Below are 18,306 nucleotides of genomic sequence, written 5' to 3'. Positions count from 1 at the left end.
TCAGTTCGCGGCGGAAGCGCCGCTGAGCGCGCTCTCGCTGCGCAAGAGATTCCGGCGGCGATCGATTTCATCCAGCGCGTCGGTCGATTCCCATTTTCTGGCAAACCATTTCCCCGAGGCGAGGGCGCTTGCAGGGTCTGTCAGTGTCTTGGGGGTCCCATCGTTTGGATGGCTCCACTCCACATAATGGACTTCCTCATCGATCAGCGTCGAGCGAAGGTCCGAATTACCGAGAATAGTTTGGAAGAAAGTTTCGCAAGGAATGTAGCTGTTCTCGAAGAAGCGGACGACGCTGGGATTTTCGTCGATGAATCGCAAAACGTAATCGACGCATTCCCTCGACAGGCACCAATAAGACGAGCCGCCATAGGGATGGAGATTCAACGGGAGGCTCCGGACGATGAATGGCGCTGTCTTCGCCTGGCCTGAGACAAAATACTTATACTTCTTAATTCGTCGCCAGCCCTCGTAGCCCCAATAGGAGGGTTTCGTCGTCGGCTTGACGCGAGGCTGATCATTGGGGGACGTTTGGACCTGTTCGTCTCCGGAGCCGAGGCCGAGCAGACGCTTCAGCCTCGTCAGCTGATAACGCAGCTGAAGGCCGTAATCGCGCAGAATGAAATTCTCCGGGATATCGAACGGCTCATGTTGGATGAGAGATTTTCCGCCCAGCCGACCGAGCGCTTCTTCGACGTGGCGCATGGGGAGGAGCGGATAACATTGGCCGGTTAGCAGGATGGCGTAATCGAGATCAGTGGTCTGGAACCAGCGCATGCCTTCGAGGCTCGCGGCGACATGACCGAAGTCGCCCCACGAAACCTGATGCTGTTTGAGGAAAGTTACATTTGAAAGCCCGCCGAGCGCCCGCTCGAGGTCGGGACGAATGGATGATTTCTTGTCGACGTGAATGCTGCACGGCCTGCCCTCGAGAGCGTGCACCAAACGTTCTGTGAGCTCGGGGCGCTTGTAGGCCGAAATGATAAATCCCACTCTCGCCGGAGTCGAATTGTCAAGCTTCATACGGCCAGCCTCTCGCAATCTACGCAAACCTCGCCTGTCCGACATAGCTCAAAACGCGGCGAGAGACGAGCGCGTCCGTGCGCCCGCGTCCCAGCAGATGGCGTCAGAAGGGAATTAAGCGGAGACGCAAAGCGCCGCCGCATTGCGACGCTTGACGACAAATGTCTGAAATCGCCGGCGTTTCACTGATCAGGGGGCTTTTTTGGCCGTTATTGCGTTATTGAATGAGGAGATCGGCCTGCAGGGTGCCGGCGCTCTTGATCGCCTGCAGGATCGAGATGATGCCCGTGGGTTTGAGCCCGATCTCATTCAGCCCTTTCACCAGCTGTTTGAGGGAGGGCCCCGCGAGCATGGCGACCTGCCCGGCGGGTTCGGCGGCTGAAATCGTGGTCTGGTTGGTCACCGTTGTGCGACCGTTCGAGAACGGCGCAGGTTGCGAGACTTCGGGCGTTTCGCTGATGCGCACAGTGAGGCCGCCCTGGGTAACCGCGACGGGTGAAATCTGCACATCGGCGCCGATGACGACGGTGCCGGTGCGTTCATCGATGACGACGCGCGCGGGCGTTTCCACGGCGACGCGCAAATCGCCGATCTCGGCGAGAAAGCGGGTCGCCTGCGCGCCTCTGGGAAGGGTCAGCGCCACGCTGCGGTCGTCGCGCTCCCGCGCCAACGCAGATTTGTAGCGCTGGCGAGTGAAACCGTTGACGGCGTCAGCGACGCGCACCGCAGTCGCATAGTCCGGATTGCGAAGTTGCAGAATAAGCGGGCCGTCGATCCCGGCGGCGGGACGCGGCGGCTCGCGTTCGATCGTCGCGCCATTCGGGATGCGTCCGACCGTGGCGACGCCATGGGTGAGGGTCTCATTCTGGCCCTGCGCGGCGAAGCCCGAGACGGCGATAGGGCCCTGCGCGATGGCGTAGACGGCGCCGTCAAGCCCCGTCAACGACGTGAGCACCAGCGTGCCGCCCATCAAGGATGTCGCGTCGCCCATGGAGGAGACGGTGACGTCAATCGTCGTGCCCCAGCCCGCGTAAGGCGGCAGCGACGCCGTGACCATGACGGCGGCGACGTTGCGCGTGCGCATGGTGTTGTTGGGGCGTACATTGACGCCCATGCGATCAAGCAGCGCCGAGGCCGACTGCTCCGTAAAAGGCGCATTGCGCATCGTGTCGCCGGTGCCCTGCAGGCCGATCACGAGACCGTAGCCGATGAGCTGATAGTCGCGCGGCCCGACCGGAGACGTGACGTCTTTGATGCGCACATCCGCCGCGGCGGCGGGCGCGAGGAGCAGGACGGCCGCGAGGAGGATGAACCGGCGCATTTAGCCTTCGCCGACGCGGACCGAGCCGTCGCTTTGCACGCGGCCGGAGATGGAAAGGCCGCTGTCCTAATTGCGGACGCGAATGACGTCGCCTACTCCGCCCGGCTGTTGCGCGATCCCATAGGTTACGATGTGCAGTCCGGCCTCGGCAAACACGATCTTTACCTGCGCGCCCACTGCGACGATGCGTGGGGCGTCGACGGCGATCAGCGGAATAGGCTGGCCCGGCAATAGAGTGCGGCGGGCAACCTTGCCGAGCAACGCCGCGCGCGACCGCATGTAGAGCGCCTGCGCCTCCTGGGCGACGACGCCAACGCGCTCGTCGAGCATTGTTTCAGTGATCGCGTCGCCGGGATAGATCGTGACGCGCGCGACCGGGAAACTTTCCTGCGCCTCTGCGCGCGCCAAAGCGGCGGCGGCGAGAAGAACGACAAGCATCGTCCGTGCAAGACTCATCGGATGCCCTTCGAAACGGTTCCGGCCATTTCGTCGGCGGCCTGAATGACCTTGGAATTGAGCTCGAAGGCGCGTTGCGCCGCGATGAGATTGGTTAGCTCTTTCACCGGATCGACGTTAGAGCTCTCGAGATAACCCTGGTTGACGACGCCGAAACCCGGATCGCCCGGCACGCCGACAACCGGCTGCCCCGAGGCTGCGGTCTGGCGGAACAGATTGCCGCCGAGCGCCTCGAGGCCCGCGTCGTTTGGAAAGGTCGCGATCGTGATCTGACCGATCTGCTGTGGGTCGGTTTGTCCGGCGATCATCGCGGAGACGACGCCCGTCTGGCTGATCGAGACGCTCAACGCATTGCTCGGCACGGTGATCGTCGGAGAAAGCTGATAGCCGTCCACAGTGACGAGCTCGCCGTTGGCGTTGGTGCTGAACGAACCGGCGCGCGTATAGACCGTCTCGTTGTCGGCGCCGAGGATCTGAAACCAGCCGCGCCCGTTGAGGCTGAGGTCATACGGATTGCCGGTGTTGGTCATGGCGCCCTGCTGCTGCAGGCTGCGCACCGCGGCGGTGCGCACGCCGAGCCCGAATTGCGAGCCTTGCGGCACGGTCGCGTCGCGGCCGCGGTTGGAGACGCCCTGCAGCCGCTCCGTCTGGTAGAGAAGATCGGTAAACTCCGCGCGCGCGCGCTTGAAGCCCGTCGTATTGATATTGGCGATATTATTGGAGATGACTTCGATATTCTGTTGCTGGGCGCTCATGCCCGTCGCTGCGATGGCGAGTGCTCTCAAGACGCCTGCTCCTTTAGATCGCCATGCGGCTGATTTCCTGATAGGCGGAGACCGCCTTGTCGCGCAGCGCGATGGCGGTGTGCAGATCCCGCTCCGCCTGCATCACTGCGCCGACGACTTTCTGCAAGGAGGCCTTGCCGTCGACGCCGGCGATGGCCGCCGCTTCGCCGTTCTTCAGCGAGTCGACGGTCTGCGCGCTGAACTGCTGGAGGAAGTCGCCGAAGGAGGCGCCGGCGGTTTCAGCAATTGCGGCGGCTCGCGGCGCTTGCGTAAGCGCGGTTGCAGCGGTTTGAGCGAGCGGTCCGACGGCGGCGGCGGCGATGGAAGCGAGTGGAAGCATTTTTCAAGCGCCTTTCAGAAGATCGACGGTCATTGCGACAAGGTCGCGCGTCTGTTTCATCATTTGCAGATCGGCCTCATAGGCGCGGTTGGCTTCGCGCAAATCGCCCATTTCGAGGAGAAGATTGACATTGGGCCGTTTGACGTCGCCGCTGGCGTCGGCGGCGGGATTGCCGGGATCGTGCTCGATCGGAAAGGGCGTCGGATCGGCGCCGACCGAATTGACGCGCACCAGATTGACGCCATTGGCGCGATCGAGCTCGCTGGCGAAGGAAATCGTCTTGCGGCGATACGGTTCCGCTCCGGCGACGCGTCCCGTCGACTGGGCGTTCGCCATATTTTCGGAAACGACGCGCAGTCGGGCGGACTGCGCTTCGAGGCCTGAGGCGGCAATTTTTAAGGAAGCGTCGAGCGGGTCGATCATGACCGCACCACCGCGATCCACATATTGTGGAAGCTGCGCACCAGATTGGTGTCGAGCGTGAAGGCGCCGCGGATTTCGCCGGCCTTGATCATCTCCTGCTCGGGCGACACGGTGTTGCCGGAGATCGTCGTCTCCCAGCCTTCCGCCGGCTTGACGGCGGCGGCCATGGTCTCGGTCGGAGAGGGACGCATATGCAAAGGATCGGCGCCCGCCATTTCCAGCGCGCTGCGCTCCATCACGCGTGCGAAAGGCAAGGTGTCGAGCGCTTTGTAGCCCGGCGTATTCACATTGGCGACATTTTGCGCAACGAGCGATTGCCGGGTGGACAGCCAGCTTTTCTGCTGGTCGATGAGTTTGAAGAGATACACCGGCTCCATATTCGGCCTCACATGATCGAATGAGGCGAAGCTAGGCGCGGGCGCTTGTGTCTGGCTGGAGGGGTGGAGCGCCTCTTTAGGCGGTTTTTACAAATTGGCGCGCCTTAGGCCGATATCCCTCGCGAGCCAGAAGAGCGTCCTTGCGATCGACGCCCCAGCGATAGCCCGACAATCCGCCGTCGCTGCGCAAGACGCGATGGCAGGGGATGGCGACGGCGATCGGATTGGCGCCGCAGGCGCTGGCGACGGCGCGGGTGGCGGTCGGCGCGCCGATGCGCGTTGCAATGTCGGCATAGCTTGCCGTGGCGCCGGGTGGGATCGCGCGCAACGCCTCCCAGACGCGGCGCTGGAACGCGGTGCCGCGCGCGTCGAGCGGGAGATTTGCGGGTGAAGACGGCGCCTCCACGAGGGCGAGCGCTTCGGCGACAAGTCCGCGGCAATCGGCGCCGGCGTCTGTGATCTCTGATTTCGGAAAGCGGCGACGCAATTCGTCGAGAAGCGCCTCAGCGTCGTCGCCCAGCAGAATGGCGCAGACGCCTCTATCGCTCACGGCGATGAGCGCAAGGCCCAGGCTGCACGGGCGCAGGGCGAAGCGGATGGTCGCGGCTTTCAAAGTCTGATTTGCAAGCGACATCTAGCCCTCCACATTATGCCCCGAGCGCCGCGAGTTCTTCGTCGCTGAAGAGTCGCGAGCGCGTAAGAAAGCGCCTTCCGGTTCCGTTGTCGAGCGAGAACATGCCGCCCTGTCCGGGCACGACGTCGATAATGAGCTGGGTGTGTTTCCAGTAATCGAACTGCGCCGCGCCGATGTAAAACAGCGCGCCGCCGATTTCTCCGAGCAAGACGTCATTGTCGCCGATAAGAAAGTCGCCTTTCGGATAGCACATCGGCGCCGAGCCGTCGCAGCACCCCCCGGACTGGTGGAAGAGAATGTCGCCATGGTCCGCGCGAAGACGCGCGATGAAGTCGCGCGCGGCTTGCGTGGCGGTGACGCGTTGAGGCGTGTCGGGTGCGCTCAGGATCTCCTCCCTGTCCCTCCCCCGTTGCGCGGGAGAGGGGACGCTCAAGGCCCGCGCCTGCTCCCTCTCCCGCGCAAGCGGGGGAGGGTTGGGGCGGGTGCTCTAGAAGAACCCCAGTTTTTTCGGGCTGTAGCTCACCAGCATGTTCTTCGTCTGCTGATAATGATCGAGCATCATCTTGTGATTTTCACGGCCGATGCCGGACTGCTTGTAACCGCCGAAGGCTGCATGCGCCGGATAGGCGTGATAGCAGTTGGTCCACACGCGTCCCGCCTGGATCGCGCGGCCGAAGCGGTAGCAGCGATTGATGTCGCGGCTCCACACGCCGGCGCCGAGACCGTAGAGCGTGTCATTGGCGATCTGCAGCGCTTCGTCGTCGTCCTTGAACGTCGTGACCGAGACAACGGGACCGAAGATTTCCTCCTGGAAGACTCGCATGCGGTTGTGGCCCTGCAGGACCGTGGGCTTCACATAGAAACCGCCGGCGAGGTCGCCGTCGAGCAGGTTGCGCTCGCCGCCGGCGAGCACCTTGGCGCCTTCCTGCTTGCCAATGTCGATATAGCTCAAGATCTTCTCGAGCTGCTCGGACGACGCCTGCGCGCCGATCATCGTCTCGGGGTCGAGCGGATTGCCCTGCTTGATCGCCGCGACGCGCTCCAGCGCGCGCGCCATGAAGCGGTCGTAGATCTTCTCATGGATGAGCGCGCGGCTCGGGCAGGTGCACACCTCGCCCTGGTTCAGCGCAAACATCACGAAGCCTTCGACAGCCTTGTCGAAGAAGTCGTCGTCCTCGCGCGCCACGTCTTCGAAGAAGATGTTCGGCGACTTGCCGCCGAGTTCCAGCGTGACGGGGATCAGCGTCTGACTGGCGTATTGCATGATCAGCCGGCCCGTCGTCGTCTCGCCGGTGAAGGCGATCTTTGCGATGCGATTCGACGAAGCGAGCGGCTTGCCGGCCTCGAGCCCGAAGCCGTTCACGATGTTGAGGACGCCCTTCGGCAGCACGTCGCCGACAATCTCCGCCCAGACGAGAATGCTCGCGGGCGTCTGTTCGGCGGGCTTGATCAGGACGCAGTTGCCGGCGGCGAGGGCGGGCGCGAGCTTCCAGGCCGCCATCAGCAGCGGGAAGTTCCAGGGGATGATCTGGCCGACGACGCCGAGCGGCTCGTGGAAGTGATAGGCGACCGTATCGTGATCGATCTCGGATATTCCGCCTTCCTGCGCGCGCACCGCGCCGGCGAAATAGCGAAAATGATCAATCGCGAGCGGCACGTCGGCGGCCATGGTCTCGCGGATGGGCTTGCCATTGTCCCAGGTCTCCGCGGCGGCGAGAAGCTCGAGATTCTCCTCCATGCGATCCGCGATCTTGTTGAGAAGCGTCGCGCGCTCCGCGGCGCTGGCCCGTCCCCAGGCGGCTTTGGCGGCGTGGGCGGCGTCGAGCGCGGCCTCGATATCGTCCTTGTCCGAGCGGGCGATCTCGCACACTTTCTGGCCCGTGATCGGGGAGAGGTTGTCGAAGGTGCGGGCCGACTTCGCGTCCGCCCATTCGCCGTTGACGAAATTGCCGTAGCGGGCCTTGAAGGGCGGTTTCGAGGCGGCGAAAATCTCGTGCTTGGTCATGGGGCGCTTCCTGAGGGTTTCATCCCGGCGCGCGCTTTCGCGCTGTTCTTAGCCGACAGATAGTAACGCACAGGCCCGCGCCAAGAGAAAGGGTCTGCGCCGCCGCATCGCCCGAACTGGGCGCGTCAGGCGGCGACGCAACCCTGGTCAGTCCAGACAGGCTTTCGCCATCGCCTGAAAAGCCCGCGCGCGATGCGAGAGCGCGCGAGAGCCGTCGCCCGGCAGCGCGTGCTTTTCGGCCGACATCATCTCGCCGAAGGTCTTGTCGAGTTCGTCGGGCTTGAAGATCGGATCATAGCCGAAGCCTTTGTCGCCCTTGGGCGGAAAAACCAGCTCGCCGTCGACGCGGCCTTCGAATTCCTCGATGTGGCCGTCGGGCCATACGATCGCCAGCGCGCAGGTGAAATTGGCGCGATAGGGCGGGCGCGCGCCGCGTTCGTCGAGTTTGCGGCGCACCAATTCGCAGGCCGCCTTGAAGTCTCTGGTTTCGCCCGCCCAGCGCGCCGAATAAACGCCCGGCGCGCCCTCGAGCGCATCGACGCAAAGACCCGAATCGTCGGCAAAGGCGGGCAGGCCCGACGCCATCGCCGCCGCGCGCGCCTTCAGCGCCGCATTGCCCCGAAAGGTCGTCTCCGTCTCCTCGGGTTCGGCGAGGCCGAGGTCGCCGGCCGACACGGCGTCGACGCCATGCGGCGCGAGCAGTTGCTGAAGCTCCCAGAGCTTGCCGGGATTATGCGTGGCGATCACGAGCTTGCCGGCGATCTTGCGGTGGGGCGCGCCGCTCGTTGTCATGCTGCGAGCGCCGCCTTTTGCAGCGCAACAAGATCGGCCACGCCCTTTTGCGCGAGCGCGAGCATGGCCCCGAGTTCGTCCTGCGAAAACACCGCCACCTCCGCCGTCGCCTGAATTTCAACGAGGCCGCCAGCCCCGGTGATGACGAAATTGGCGTCGGTCTGCGCCGTCGAGTCTTCGGCGTAGTCGAGATCGATGACAGGCGTTCCGTTGAAGATGCCGCAGGAGACGGCGGCGACATGGTCGCGCAGCGGATTCTCCTTGATGATCGACCGCGACCGCATCCATTCGAAACAATCGCGCAGCGCGAGCCAGGCGCCGGTGATGGAGGCCGTGCGCGTGCCGCCGTCGGCCTGGATCACGTCGCAGTCGAGCACGATCTGGCGCTCGCCGATCGCGGGCAGATTCGTCACCGCGCGCAGGCTGCGGCCGATGAGGCGCTGGATTTCCTGCGTGCGTCCCGTGAGCTTGCCGGCGGAGGATTCCCGCCGCGTGCGCGTATGGGTGGCGCGCGGCAGCATCGAATATTCCGCGGTGACCCAGCCGCGGCCCTGGCCGCGCAGCCACGGCGGCGGCTTGTCCTCGAGCGACGCGGCGCACAAAACCTGCGTATTGCCGAATTTCACCAAGCAGGAGCCTTCGGCGTAACGGGCCACGCCGCGCTCGAAACTCACGGGGCGCATCTCGTCGGGCGCGCGCTTGCTGGGACGCATGAAAAACCTCTCTTCTTTGGAATTAGAAACGTTCTAGCCCGCTTTGGCGCGACTTGGAAGCGCCTCCCTTATTCATTGCTTGCGCTAATTGGAATGTGGTGGGACCATGACGCAACGGAGCTGGCCGAACAGGCTCCGATACATAAGGGAGGAAATGATGGGTGAGTCGACCTCTTCCCACGAAGCGAGAGCGCGGGGTCCGCGGCTGATCGCGCTGGCGGGTCCCTTCCAATGCGGCAAAACCACGCTTCTCGAAGCCATCGTGGCGCATGCCGGCGCCATTCCGCGTCAGGGCGCGGTTGGCGACGGATCGAGCGTCGGAGACGCCAGCGCCGAGGCGCGGGCGCACAAGATGAGCGTCGAAGCGAATGTCGCCAGCGTCGATTTCATGGGCGACCGCTATACGTTCGTCGATCTTCCCGGCTCGGTGGAATTTTCCCACGAAGCGCGCAACGTCCTTCCCGCGGTCGACGCCGCGGTCGTCGTCTGCGAAGTGGACGAGCGCAAGGTTCCTGCGCTGCAACTCACGCTGCGCCAGCTCGAGGAATTGGGCGTTCCGCATTTTCTATTCCTCAACAAGATCGACGCCACCACGATCGACGTGCGCCACGCGCTCACCGTGTTGCAGCCCGCGTCGCGCACGCCGCTGCTCTTGCGTCAGATCCCGATCTGGAACAATGGCGTCGCCGTCGGCTTCATCGATCTCGCGCTGGAACGCGCCTATGTCTATCGCGAACATGCGCCCTCCGAGGTGGTCGAAATTCCCAAAGGCGAGGCGGCGACGGAGAGGGAAGCGCGCTACTCCATGCTGGAGCGCCTCGCAGATTACGACGACGCTTTGATGGAGGAGCTCATTTCCGACATCGAGCCGCCGCGCGATCAGGTTTTCGACGATCTTACCAAAGAATTGCGGGCGGGTCTGGTTGCGCCGCTCTTCATCGGTTCGGCCGAGCGCGGCGCGGGCGTCACGCGCCTGTTGAAGGCGCTGCGCCATGAAGCGCCGGGCGTGGCCGACACGCGTGCGCGTCTCGCGCTGAAGGAAGGCGGGCCGCCGCTGGCGCGCGTTCTGCGCACGGTGCACACCCCGCATGGCGGCAAGCTCTCGATCGCGCGCGTGCTGCGCGGCGCGCTCGCCGACGGCCAGACGGTCGTGTCGACCCATGGCGAGGATCGCATATCGGGACTGTCCCGGCTGCTCGGCCCCAATCTGACCAAGGTGAGCGAGGCGAAAGAGGGCGACGTGGTCGCGCTCGGGCGTCTCGAGCACGTCCAAACCGGCGATACGGTCGTCGCCGACGGCCGCGCCGACGGCGCCGCGCTCGAGACGCGCGCCCCGGTCCCCGACCCCGTGCATGCGATCGCGCTCGCGGTGAAGGACCGCAAAGACGAAATGCGCCTTGCCGCGGCCATGGCGAAGCTCGTCGAGGAAGACCCCTCGCTCGTCTTCGTCCATGATCAGGAGATGTCGCAGATCAAGCTCTATGGCCAGGGCGAGATGCATCTGCGCGTGGCGCTCGAACGGTTGCAGTCGCGCTTCGGCGTCGCCGTCGAGGTGACGAAGCCGAGCGTCGCTTATCGAGAAACGATCCGTCACAAGGTGACGGTGCGCGGGCGCCACAAGAAGCAGTCGGGCGGACATGGTCAATTCGGCGACGTGGTGCTGGAGGTTGCGCCGCGCGGGCGGGGAGAGGGCTTCGCCTTCTCCGAGCGCGTGCACGGCGGCGCGGTGCCCAAGCAATATTTCTCGTCGGTTGAGGCGGGCTGTCAGGACGCCATGACGCATGGGCCGCTGGGTTTCCCTGTGGTCGACGTCGAGGCTGTGCTGACCGACGGCTCCTATCACACCGTCGACTCTTCCGACATGGCGTTTCGGACGGCGGCGCGCATCGGCATGAGCGAGGCGCTGGGCAAGGCCGAACCGATCCTGCTGGAGCCGGTGCTGGCGGTGAATATCTTCGTGCCGAGCGACGCCATGTCGCGCGCGACGGGCCTCGTCTCCGGGCGGCGCGGGCAGATCATGGGCTTCGGGCCGCGCGAGGGCTGGGAAGGCTGGGACAGGCTCGAGGCTTTGATTCCCGAGGCCGAGATGGACAATCTCATCGTCGAATTGCGCTCGGCGACGGCCGGCTCGGGCTTCTTCCAGGCCCGCTTCGACCACCTCGCGGAAGTCGTCGGCAAGCAGGCGCGCGACATTGTCGCGGCGCATGCCGGCCATCCGGCGCGCGCAGCGGTGGGGTGAGGCGACGCCGCTTCCGGTCCCTCTCCCGCATGCGGGGGAGGGATGGGGGTTCACGCCGGAAAACAGCGTCCGAAGGCGGCAAGGAGCCTCGGGTCGCCTTTCAACCTGATGCGGCGGCTGATCAGCGCCCAGGGCAGGCTGGCCTCCTTGCGCAGAAAGCGAATCCAGGTCTCGCCGTCAGCGACGACGGCAAGGTCGGCTGCGCCGACGAGGCCGTCGCGCACGTCGATCTTTCGGTTCGAAATGGCGATCGTCGCCTGCCGGGGCCACGCGCCGGTGAAGGTGAAATGATAGGCGGCGTCGAGACCCGCGGATTGGTTGCGTTGAAAAACATGAGTCAGCGCCGCAAGGAAACTGTCGACATTGGCTGGCCGTAAAACGGAGCCCACGCGCTTGATTTTCTTGTGCGGCAGGCGGCGCGCCACATACTCTTCCGCATCCGAGCCCGCCGAAACGTAAATCGTTTCGGCTTTCTTCCTCAGCGGATCGACGATGTCTCGCAGAAAGCCTGCCTTATCGCTCCGATAGGCGCCGATGACGTCCTCGCCGGCCGGGCAGACGGCGAGGCAATAGGCGGCCTTGTAATTGGGCTTGTACGCGAGGCTCTGCCACATCGAGACGGTCTCCGAGTCGGCGCGCTTGCCACGATAGTCGCGGGCGCTTTTCGCCTCGGCGACGGTTTCGACGAAATCCACGAAGCCGCCCATGAATTCTCGGTAGTTATGCGTATAGCAGGCCGCGAAGTCGAAATGGCCGTCGGCGGCGATGGCCCCCGTGGGGCAGGCCGCGACACAGAGTTTGCATTCGAGACAAGGGTTGTCATCGATCGGCGCGCAGACATGCGCCACGTCGACGTCGATCGCGACCGTTCCGAGCAGAATGAAATTGCCGAACTTCGGATGAATGACGTTACGATGAATGCCCATGAGGCCGAGGCCAGCGGCGACGGCGACAGGCTTGTGGGCGATCACCCACAATTTCCCCGGCCATCTGTCGGCCTCCATCGGAAAGCCCGCGGGCGCAAAGCCGGCGCGCACGCCGCGCGCCTCCAGCGCCCGCGCGAGCGCGTGGGCGGTTTCGTCGCAATCGGCGCCGGCGTGGTGGAATTCATGATTGGCCAGCGAGCGCGCGGGACTGCGCAAATTCTCGCGGCTCATCCGCACGACGAAGGAAATCAGCGTCCGGGCGAAGGGAAAAGCGGCGAGGATCTCGGCGCGCTGATCGTCGAGCGCAGGATTGTCAATCGAGACGAAGCCCGCGTCGTCCGCCCCGGCGGCGAACGCAAGGTCGCGCAGCGTAAGGGCGTCGAGCGTGGCGGCGGCGTCAGCACGTGCAATCATTGCATATACCCCTTTTTAGGCAAGCAGGAGCGTCTCAGTCTCCGTCCGGCGCGCGCGCCGTGATCTTCATGAGATCCTTCAGGTCCGACAAAAGTCTTTGCAGGCGCTCCGCGCCGAATTGGGTTTCGACCGCATGCTGCGCCTCGCGCCAGTGCGGCAAGGCGTTGGCGAGCGTCGCTTCCCCGAAGGGCGTCAGCGTCACCTTGCGCGTGCGCCGGTCTTCGCCCGCCTTGACCTTCACCAGGCTTCGTTTTTCCATGATCGCGAGGTTCCTGGCGAGGGCGCTCCGGTCCATCATGAAAGCCTCTGCGAGCTTGCTCACCGTGGCCCCCCCGGTGAGCGAACAGGCCACCAGCAGCGAATATTGCGTGGGCTCGAGCCCGGTCGACGCCATGAAGCGCCCGTAGAGCTTCGTCACGGCGCGGCTCGCGCGCCGCACATTGGCGGCGGCGCAGCTCTGGGCGCAGGCGCGGATCTCGGCGGGGTCGACGGCCATGAAAGATGCATATGCCCGTTTCTCCGCGCCGTCAATGGGCGCGGCCCCGCAGGCGCCCTACCTATTTGCCTCGGAGTCCTGTGTGGCCGCCAAGCCGTTCACTGCCGGAGCGTCGACATGCGCCTTCTCATTCTTGTGTTCGGGGCGTCTTGCATCACCTTGCCAAGCGCCATGGCGAGCGAGAGCGTGCGCGCGGCCCCGGCAAGCGACGGAGCTCATGCGGTTGCGGAGAAGAAGCCAGACCTCAAAGTCTCGCCCGCGAAGCCGCATTTCCGATGCGCGAAAAAAATCGTGCTGGGTCCGGACAAGAGCGAGACCGCCTGTCTGATGAAGAAGCGTAACGCTTATGCGACGTCACCCGGCGGGAAGGCCGCGCCAGCGCCGCAGCGCGACATGGGTGGGCGCGAACAGGAGCAAAGGAAGTCCGACCATCATTAGCGCGAGCCACGCCGACGCCGGCATCCAGTTTTGCGGCGCCTGATCGCTGGGGCCGAAGACATAGTCCACATTGACGGGGATTAGTCCCGCATCCGGCGTCGGCCCCGGCAAGAACAGATACGAGACGAGCATGAGCGCCCAGGCGAGGCCGGTCCAAGCGAGAAAGGCGCGATGGTCGTAGCCCAGTCTGGAGACCAAATAGAGAAGGAGAAACGGCAGCCAGCCGTGAAAGAGCGACAGGCCACGCAGCAGGGCCGGCGTGGCGGCATTGAACATATAGTCGGTCATGCCGGTGAGGCCGACGCCAGAAAGATTGAATCCGAAATCCACGACCCAGAGAAATTGCGGCGCGAGGATGCCGACCGCCGGCATCGAGACGAGAAGCGCATTTTCGAGCCAGACGCCGGCAAGCGTCGCCAATAAGGCCATATCGCAGAAATAGAGGAAATTGGTCGGGCCGTAATTCGCCAAATAGACCGGGATCAGCACGGCCATGAAGGCGGTGAAGGCAAGTTTGACCGGGAGAGGAATGCGCGACGACATGTCCACCGCTCTCTGAGCATCGTTCATGAACGATGTTCTAAGGCCGTGCCGGCAGTCCTGTCAAGCGCGCGCGTTCCTCTGGCGACGCCTCGGCGCGCGAGCCGCGCAGATCGCGCTGGGCCTAGGCCACGGGCGCGTGCGCGCGGGTCTTCTTGAGGTTCAGGGGCGCGTAATCGCCGTCCTGGGCGAGCTTGTCGCGCGCGCAGGACGAAAGATCGATCTGAAACCCGACGTCGAGCGGAAATTCCGCCGGATCGGCCGCCAGCGCCGCTGATCGATCGATCTGGCGGAGAAAGTCGCCGTTCTCCTGCACGCGCTCGATGAGCGGCGCCTCGCTCTTGTCGAGGATCTTCAGCAAGGGTTTCAGCCAGTAAACGAAAACCTTGGTTGAGAAGCGGTAGAAACCGTTCTGGGAGTCGTGGATCGGCACAAGCGGGTTGGGATCGAACGGCCGCGACCCGATCAGCGAGAAGTCGTTGACGCACAGCCCGTGTTTCACGGCTTTCTCCACCATCCATTGCAACGCGCAGTCGGAAAGGCTCGAATCTTCATAGCCTCCGCCCACGTCGGAATGGACGCCGGGAAACCACGCTTCCTCGTACTGATATTTCTGCGCGAGTTCCGCCTCATTGGCCTGCGCAACCTCCTGTTCGCGTTTCGGGGTTAGCTCCATGCGCGTCGGTCGGAACGGCCAGCGCTTCTCGTCGATGGCGCAGGCGTGATAGGCGTTCAGAATGATCGGGCTGATCTTGGTGTCGTGGAATTGCGTTGGAAAAAACATATTGAGAAGCTTGCCGATGAAAAATCCGAAGGGCGCGCCGAGCGCGCCGACCGTATCCCACACGCCGAGAAATTTGATCGTTTCGCCGCCATGTGTGTGGTTTTTGCGAAAGGCCTTGGACTCTTCGCTGCTCGGATGCCATTTCGGATCGTCGCTTCGATAATGTTTGTAGGCTTCTTCGAGGAGATGAAGCGCGTCGCGACGCAGAATGCCCACGTTGAAAACCATGCCGGCGAGACTGCGCACGGTGAAGGCGCCGCGGCTGAAGCCAAAGAGGAAAATCTCGTCGCCCGCTTCGTAGTTGCTGACGAGAAACTGATAAGCGTCTTTGATGTTCTGGGAAATGCCGAGGCCGAAGCCGCCGCCGGTGATGCGCTCGTCCCAGCGATTGCCGACGCCGCGCACATAATGGACGATCTGGAGGCAGCCATCGCCGTCGCCGGGGCGCGTCAATTCAAAAAGCCGCAAAACATTGGTGGGGCAGGGCTGGCCGTTGCGGCTTTTCTGGTCTTCCTTGTTCCAGGTGCCGTCGCAGAAGACCACGAGGCGCTTGTTCTTTTTCGAAACGGGCGTGGTATCGCTCATTGAAAGATCCTTGAATCAAAACTGAATGCCGCCTGAAAATCTAACTGGTCATTCGAAGGCCTGGCAACCTGAGCCGATTTTCGTCTCTCGCCTCAAAAAAAAAGCCGGCGGCCTCGCGGGCCGCCGGCGATCGCTTTCGCGGCTGAGGCGAAAAACTAGGTCAGATACTGGCCGCCGTTGATGGTCAGCGTCGAGCCGGTGATGAAGCCGGCGTCGTCGGAGGCCAGGAACACGACCGCGCGCGCGATCTCTTCCGGCTCGCCGAGGCGGCCGACGGCGATATAGGGGATGATGTGCTTGTCGAGCACGTCCTGCGGAACCGCTTTCACCATCTCGGTGGCGATATAGCCGGGCGCGATGGCGTTGACGGTGATGCCCTTGGACGCGCTCTCCTGCGCCAGCGCCTTCACGAAGCCGATGTCGCCGGCCTTGGAGGCGGAATAGTTGGTCTGGCCCGCCTGGCCCTTCTGGCCGTTGATCGACGAAATGACGATGATGCGGCCGAAGCCGCGATCGCGCATGCCGTTGATGACCGGGCGCGTGACGTTGAACAGCGAGTTCAGATTGGTGTTGATCACCGCCTGCCACTGCGCCAGCTCCATCTTGTGGAACAGGCGGTCCTTGGTGATGCCGGCGTTGTTGACGAGGATTTCGACCGGGCCGAGGTCCTTCTCGATCGCCGCAACGCCCGCGGCGCAGGCGTCGTAATCGGAAACGTCGAACTTATAAACAGGAATGCCCGTCTCGGCCTTGAACTTATTGGCCGCGTCGTCGTTGCCGGCGTAGGTCGCGGCGACCTTGTAGCCGGCGGCCTTGAGCGCCTTGGAGATCGCCTCGCCGATGCCGCGCGTGCCGCCCGTCACAACTGCTGTTCTAGACACGTTTCTCTCCTTCGTGTTCAAACATCAAGGCTGCGCGCATGACGCGCGCAGCCGCATTTTCTGCTCTTGTTGGAAGGCTCTTAGCGTTCCACGGTCAGGGCGATGCCCATGCCGCCGCCGATGCAGAGCGTCGCCAGGCCCTTCTTGGCGTTGCGGCGACCCATTTCGTGGAGCAGGGTCACGAGGATGCGCGCGCCGGAGGCGCCGATCGGATGGCCGATGGCGATGGCGCCGCCATTGACGTTCACGATGTCGGTGTTCCAGCCCATGTCCTTGTTGACCGCGATCGCCTGGGCCGCAAAGGCCTCGTTGGCCTCGATGAGGTCGAGGTCCGCAACCTTCCAGCCGGCCTTCTCCAGCGCCTTGCGCGAGGCCGGGATCGGGCCCGAGCCCATTACGGTCGGATCGACGCCGGCGGTCGCCCAGGAGGCGATACGGGCGAGCGGCGCAAGGCCGCGCTTCTGCGCCTCGGCCGCGCTCATGATGACCAGCGCCGCGGCGCCGTCATTGATGCCGGAGGCGTTGGCGGCCGTGACCGTGCCGTCCTTGATGAAGGCGGGCTTCAGCTTGGAGACGCCCTCGAGCGTCACGCCATGCTTGATGTATTCGTCGGCGTCGACCACCACGTCGCCCTTCCGGGTCGAGATGGTGTAGGGAATGATCTCGTCCTTGAACTTGCCGGCCTTCTGGGCGGCCTCGGCCTTGTTCTGCGACGTCACCGCGAAAGCGTCCTGCTGGTCACGCGTGATCTGCCACTTCTTGGCGACGTTCTCCGCGGTGATGCCCATGTGGTAGTTGTTGAAGGCGTCGGTCAGGCCGTCGATGATCATCGTGTCGGTGAACTTCACGTCGCCCATCTTGGTGCCGGTGCGCAATTGCGCGGCATGGTTGGACAGCGACATGGACTCCTGGCCGCCGGCGACGATCACGGAGGCGTCCCCGGACTGGATCTGCTGAGCGGCGAGCGCCACGGCGCGCAGGCCCGAGCCGCAGACCTGGTTGACGCCGAAGGCGGTCGCGCTGTCGGGAACGCCGGCCTTGATGGCGGCCTGGCGGGCGGGGTTCTGGCCGTGGGCGGCGGTCAGCACCTGACCGAGGATCACCTCGTCGACCGAGCCCGGCTCTACCTTGGCGCGCTCGAGAGCGGCCTTGACAGCAGCGGCGCCGAGCTCGTGGGCCGGAACCGTTCCAAGGGCTCCGTTGAACGATCCGACGGCGGTGCGCGCCGCGGAAACGATCACGATATCGGTCGTCATGTCTGTCTCCTTGCAGATGGGTCGGGCTCTAAATCAGCCCCTCATGCGCCCGGCCGGGGCGGATGTGGTTGAGCACTTCGCGCTTGCATTCGTCAAGCCGCGGCCCGTTTTGCACGGAATTGAGCGGGAGCGAAAGCCGTCACAGAGGAAAATATTGCCGCAGGCGCCCAAATGCGCTTATCGTCAAGCGGCCGGCCACGGCGTTTTTTTAGGCGGTCCGGCGGGTCGAGGGGAGCGGCGGCAGGCGTATGGCGACGGAAAAAAAACCTACGGTTATCAAGAAATACGCCAATCGTCGTCTCTATGACACGGGCACCAGCACCTACGTCACGCTCGAGGATCTGGCCGCCATGGTGAAGCGCGGCGAAGATTTCGTCGTCTGCGACGCCAAGACCGGCGAGGACATCACCCGCCCGGTGCTGACGCAGATCATTTTCGAGCAGGAGGGCAAGGACGGGCAGAGCCTGCTGCCGATCGCCTTTCTGCGCCAGCTCATTCGCTTTTACGGGGATTCCATGCAGATGCTCGTGCCGAGCTATCTGGAGTTCTCGATCGACAAGCTCACCAAGGAGCAGCAGAAGTTTCGCGATCAGCTGACCTCGGCGCTGCCGGCCGGCCCCTTCGCCGAGCCCACCCGCCAGGCTTTTCAGGCAATCGAGGAGCAGACCCGCAAGAATATGGCGGTGTTCCGCCAGGCGCTGACCATGTTCAACCCCTTCGGCCTGCCCGCCGAGGGCGTCGGCGCCACTACCGGCCCCTCGCTCGACGAGCACGAGGGCGCGGCTGGCAAGGAGGGCGGCGACGTGGCCGAGCTCAAGCGTCAGCTGGACGAGCTGAACAAACGGATCGATAATCTGTCGAAGCCGGGGTAGGGCTGGGCT

At 64.1% G+C, this 18,306-nt stretch carries 19 protein-coding genes and 1 pseudogene; 2 read left to right on the top strand and 18 right to left on the bottom strand.

Going from position 1 to position 18,306, the window contains the following annotated elements; translation table 11 throughout:
* The 12 genes and pseudogenes from RVU70_RS03920 to rph form a co-directional block, all read right to left on the bottom strand.
* On the bottom strand, positions 1–1,020 hold the full coding sequence (locus tag RVU70_RS03920) for a beta-1,6-N-acetylglucosaminyltransferase (protein ID WP_363349776.1): 1,020 nt from the start codon (positions 1,018–1,020) through the stop codon (positions 1–3).
* Between the two features lie 217 nt (positions 1,021–1,237).
* Positions 1,238–2,341 (bottom strand): flagellar basal body P-ring protein FlgI, encoded by a 1,104-nt coding sequence (locus RVU70_RS03915; protein ID WP_363349775.1) that lies wholly within the window; start codon positions 2,339–2,341, stop codon positions 1,238–1,240.
* A gap of 66 nt (positions 2,342–2,407) precedes the next feature.
* Positions 2,408–2,797, bottom strand: a complete 390-nt coding sequence (gene flgA, locus RVU70_RS03910) for a flagellar basal body P-ring formation chaperone FlgA (protein WP_363349774.1) — start codon at positions 2,795–2,797, stop codon at positions 2,408–2,410.
* Positions 2,794–3,582, bottom strand: coding sequence for a flagellar basal-body rod protein FlgG (gene flgG / locus RVU70_RS03905; protein WP_363349773.1), 789 nt, complete (start codon positions 3,580–3,582; stop codon positions 2,794–2,796). The genes flgA and flgG overlap by 4 nt, the downstream gene beginning before the upstream one ends.
* Before the next feature lie 13 nt (positions 3,583–3,595).
* The gene (locus RVU70_RS03900; protein WP_363349772.1) at positions 3,596–3,922 is read right to left on the bottom strand and encodes a flagellar hook-basal body complex protein FliE; all 327 of its coding nucleotides are present in this window, start codon (positions 3,920–3,922) and stop codon (positions 3,596–3,598) included.
* A 3-nt stretch (positions 3,923–3,925) separates the two neighbouring features.
* The gene (gene flgC, locus RVU70_RS03895; RefSeq protein ID WP_363349771.1) at positions 3,926–4,345 is read right to left on the bottom strand and encodes a flagellar basal body rod protein FlgC; all 420 of its coding nucleotides are present in this window, start codon (positions 4,343–4,345) and stop codon (positions 3,926–3,928) included.
* On the bottom strand, positions 4,342–4,722 hold the full coding sequence (locus RVU70_RS03890; RefSeq protein ID WP_363349770.1) for a flagellar basal body protein: 381 nt from the start codon (positions 4,720–4,722) through the stop codon (positions 4,342–4,344). The genes flgC and RVU70_RS03890 overlap by 4 nt, the downstream gene beginning before the upstream one ends.
* Positions 4,723–4,798: 76 nt before the next feature.
* Positions 4,799–5,320 (bottom strand): annotated as a pseudogene (locus tag RVU70_RS03885) (methylated-DNA--[protein]-cysteine S-methyltransferase); the annotation flags it as partial.
* 49 nt (positions 5,321–5,369) lie between these two features.
* The gene (locus RVU70_RS03880; RefSeq protein ID WP_363351209.1) at positions 5,370–5,741 is read right to left on the bottom strand and encodes a DUF779 domain-containing protein; all 372 of its coding nucleotides are present in this window, start codon (positions 5,739–5,741) and stop codon (positions 5,370–5,372) included.
* A 102-nt stretch (positions 5,742–5,843) separates the two neighbouring features.
* Entirely contained in the window at positions 5,844–7,361 is a 1,518-nt protein-coding gene (gene adh / locus RVU70_RS03875; protein ID WP_363349769.1) for an aldehyde dehydrogenase, read from the bottom strand.
* Positions 7,362–7,508: 147 nt separating this feature from the next.
* Complete coding sequence (gene rdgB, locus RVU70_RS03870) at positions 7,509–8,153, bottom strand: RdgB/HAM1 family non-canonical purine NTP pyrophosphatase (RefSeq protein ID WP_363349768.1); 645 nt, start codon at positions 8,151–8,153, stop codon at positions 7,509–7,511.
* The gene (rph, locus tag RVU70_RS03865) at positions 8,150–8,866 is read right to left on the bottom strand and encodes a ribonuclease PH (RefSeq protein WP_363349767.1); all 717 of its coding nucleotides are present in this window, start codon (positions 8,864–8,866) and stop codon (positions 8,150–8,152) included. The genes rdgB and rph overlap by 4 nt, the downstream gene beginning before the upstream one ends.
* Positions 8,867–9,023: 157 nt before the next feature.
* On the opposite strand from rph, the gene RVU70_RS03860 reads away from it, so the two are divergent.
* Positions 9,024–11,105, top strand: coding sequence for an elongation factor G (locus tag RVU70_RS03860; RefSeq protein WP_363349766.1), 2,082 nt, complete (start codon positions 9,024–9,026; stop codon positions 11,103–11,105).
* Positions 11,106–11,155: 50 nt separating this feature from the next.
* On the opposite strand, the gene RVU70_RS03855 is transcribed toward RVU70_RS03860, so the two are convergent.
* From RVU70_RS03855 to RVU70_RS03830, 6 genes are all read right to left on the bottom strand, one after another.
* Positions 11,156–12,445, bottom strand: coding sequence for a 4Fe-4S ferredoxin (locus tag RVU70_RS03855; RefSeq protein ID WP_363349765.1), 1,290 nt, complete (start codon positions 12,443–12,445; stop codon positions 11,156–11,158).
* A 34-nt stretch (positions 12,446–12,479) separates the two neighbouring features.
* A complete protein-coding gene (locus tag RVU70_RS03850; RefSeq protein WP_363349764.1) occupies positions 12,480–12,941 on the bottom strand; it encodes a MarR family winged helix-turn-helix transcriptional regulator in 462 nt (153 codons plus the stop codon).
* 354 nt (positions 12,942–13,295) lie between these two features.
* Positions 13,296–13,949: a hypothetical protein gene (locus RVU70_RS03845; RefSeq protein WP_363349763.1), complete on the bottom strand. Its 654-nt coding sequence runs from the start codon at positions 13,947–13,949 to the stop codon at positions 13,296–13,298.
* A 94-nt stretch (positions 13,950–14,043) separates the two neighbouring features.
* Positions 14,044–15,288: a DUF2235 domain-containing protein gene (locus RVU70_RS03840; RefSeq protein WP_363349762.1), complete on the bottom strand. Its 1,245-nt coding sequence runs from the start codon at positions 15,286–15,288 to the stop codon at positions 14,044–14,046.
* A gap of 155 nt (positions 15,289–15,443) precedes the next feature.
* Positions 15,444–16,169 (bottom strand): acetoacetyl-CoA reductase, encoded by a 726-nt coding sequence (phbB, locus tag RVU70_RS03835; protein WP_363349761.1) that lies wholly within the window; start codon positions 16,167–16,169, stop codon positions 15,444–15,446.
* A gap of 80 nt (positions 16,170–16,249) precedes the next feature.
* Positions 16,250–17,425, bottom strand: coding sequence for an acetyl-CoA C-acetyltransferase (locus tag RVU70_RS03830; protein ID WP_363349760.1), 1,176 nt, complete (start codon positions 17,423–17,425; stop codon positions 16,250–16,252).
* Positions 17,426–17,673: 248 nt separating this feature from the next.
* On the opposite strand from RVU70_RS03830, the gene phaR reads away from it, so the two are divergent.
* Positions 17,674–18,297: a polyhydroxyalkanoate synthesis repressor PhaR gene (phaR, locus tag RVU70_RS03825; protein ID WP_363349759.1), complete on the top strand. Its 624-nt coding sequence runs from the start codon at positions 17,674–17,676 to the stop codon at positions 18,295–18,297.
* Positions 18,298–18,306: the final 9 nt, after the last annotated feature.

The organism is Methylocystis echinoides, assembly GCF_040687965.1.
Taxonomy (GTDB): Bacteria; Pseudomonadota; Alphaproteobacteria; order Rhizobiales; family Beijerinckiaceae; genus Methylocystis; species Methylocystis echinoides_A.
The sequence above is the reverse complement of the archived record's forward strand: the minus strand, read 5'-3'. Positions and strand labels throughout refer to the sequence as shown.

Excerpts from the sequence above, each read along its gene's own strand:
- RVU70_RS03845 (WP_363349763.1), bottom strand. The coding sequence starts at position 13,949 with ATGAACGATGCTCAGAGAGCGGTGGACATGTCGTCGCGCATTCCTCTC.
- RVU70_RS03840 (WP_363349762.1), bottom strand. The coding sequence starts at position 15,288 with ATGAGCGATACCACGCCCGTTTCGAAAAAGAACAAGCGCCTCGTGGTC.
- RVU70_RS03860 (WP_363349766.1), top strand. The coding sequence starts at position 9,024 with ATGGGTGAGTCGACCTCTTCCCACGAAGCGAGAGCGCGGGGTCCGCGG.
- RVU70_RS03855 (WP_363349765.1), bottom strand. The coding sequence starts at position 12,445 with ATGATTGCACGTGCTGACGCCGCCGCCACGCTCGACGCCCTTACGCTG.
- RVU70_RS03890 (WP_363349770.1), bottom strand. The coding sequence starts at position 4,722 with ATGGAGCCGGTGTATCTCTTCAAACTCATCGACCAGCAGAAAAGCTGG.
- phaR (WP_363349759.1), top strand. The coding sequence starts at position 17,674 with ATGGCGACGGAAAAAAAACCTACGGTTATCAAGAAATACGCCAATCGT.
- RVU70_RS03915 (WP_363349775.1), bottom strand. The coding sequence starts at position 2,341 with ATGCGCCGGTTCATCCTCCTCGCGGCCGTCCTGCTCCTCGCGCCCGCC.
- RVU70_RS03830 (WP_363349760.1), bottom strand. The coding sequence starts at position 17,425 with ATGACGACCGATATCGTGATCGTTTCCGCGGCGCGCACCGCCGTCGGA.
- flgA (WP_363349774.1), bottom strand. The coding sequence starts at position 2,797 with ATGAGTCTTGCACGGACGATGCTTGTCGTTCTTCTCGCCGCCGCCGCT.
- RVU70_RS03920 (WP_363349776.1), bottom strand. The coding sequence starts at position 1,020 with ATGAAGCTTGACAATTCGACTCCGGCGAGAGTGGGATTTATCATTTCG.
- adh (WP_363349769.1), bottom strand. The coding sequence starts at position 7,361 with ATGACCAAGCACGAGATTTTCGCCGCCTCGAAACCGCCCTTCAAGGCC.
- rdgB (WP_363349768.1), bottom strand. The coding sequence starts at position 8,153 with ATGACAACGAGCGGCGCGCCCCACCGCAAGATCGCCGGCAAGCTCGTG.
- RVU70_RS03900 (WP_363349772.1), bottom strand. The coding sequence starts at position 3,922 with ATGCTTCCACTCGCTTCCATCGCCGCCGCCGCCGTCGGACCGCTCGCT.
- RVU70_RS03850 (WP_363349764.1), bottom strand. The coding sequence starts at position 12,941 with ATGGCCGTCGACCCCGCCGAGATCCGCGCCTGCGCCCAGAGCTGCGCC.
- flgC (WP_363349771.1), bottom strand. The coding sequence starts at position 4,345 with ATGATCGACCCGCTCGACGCTTCCTTAAAAATTGCCGCCTCAGGCCTC.
- rph (WP_363349767.1), bottom strand. The coding sequence starts at position 8,866 with ATGCGTCCCAGCAAGCGCGCGCCCGACGAGATGCGCCCCGTGAGTTTC.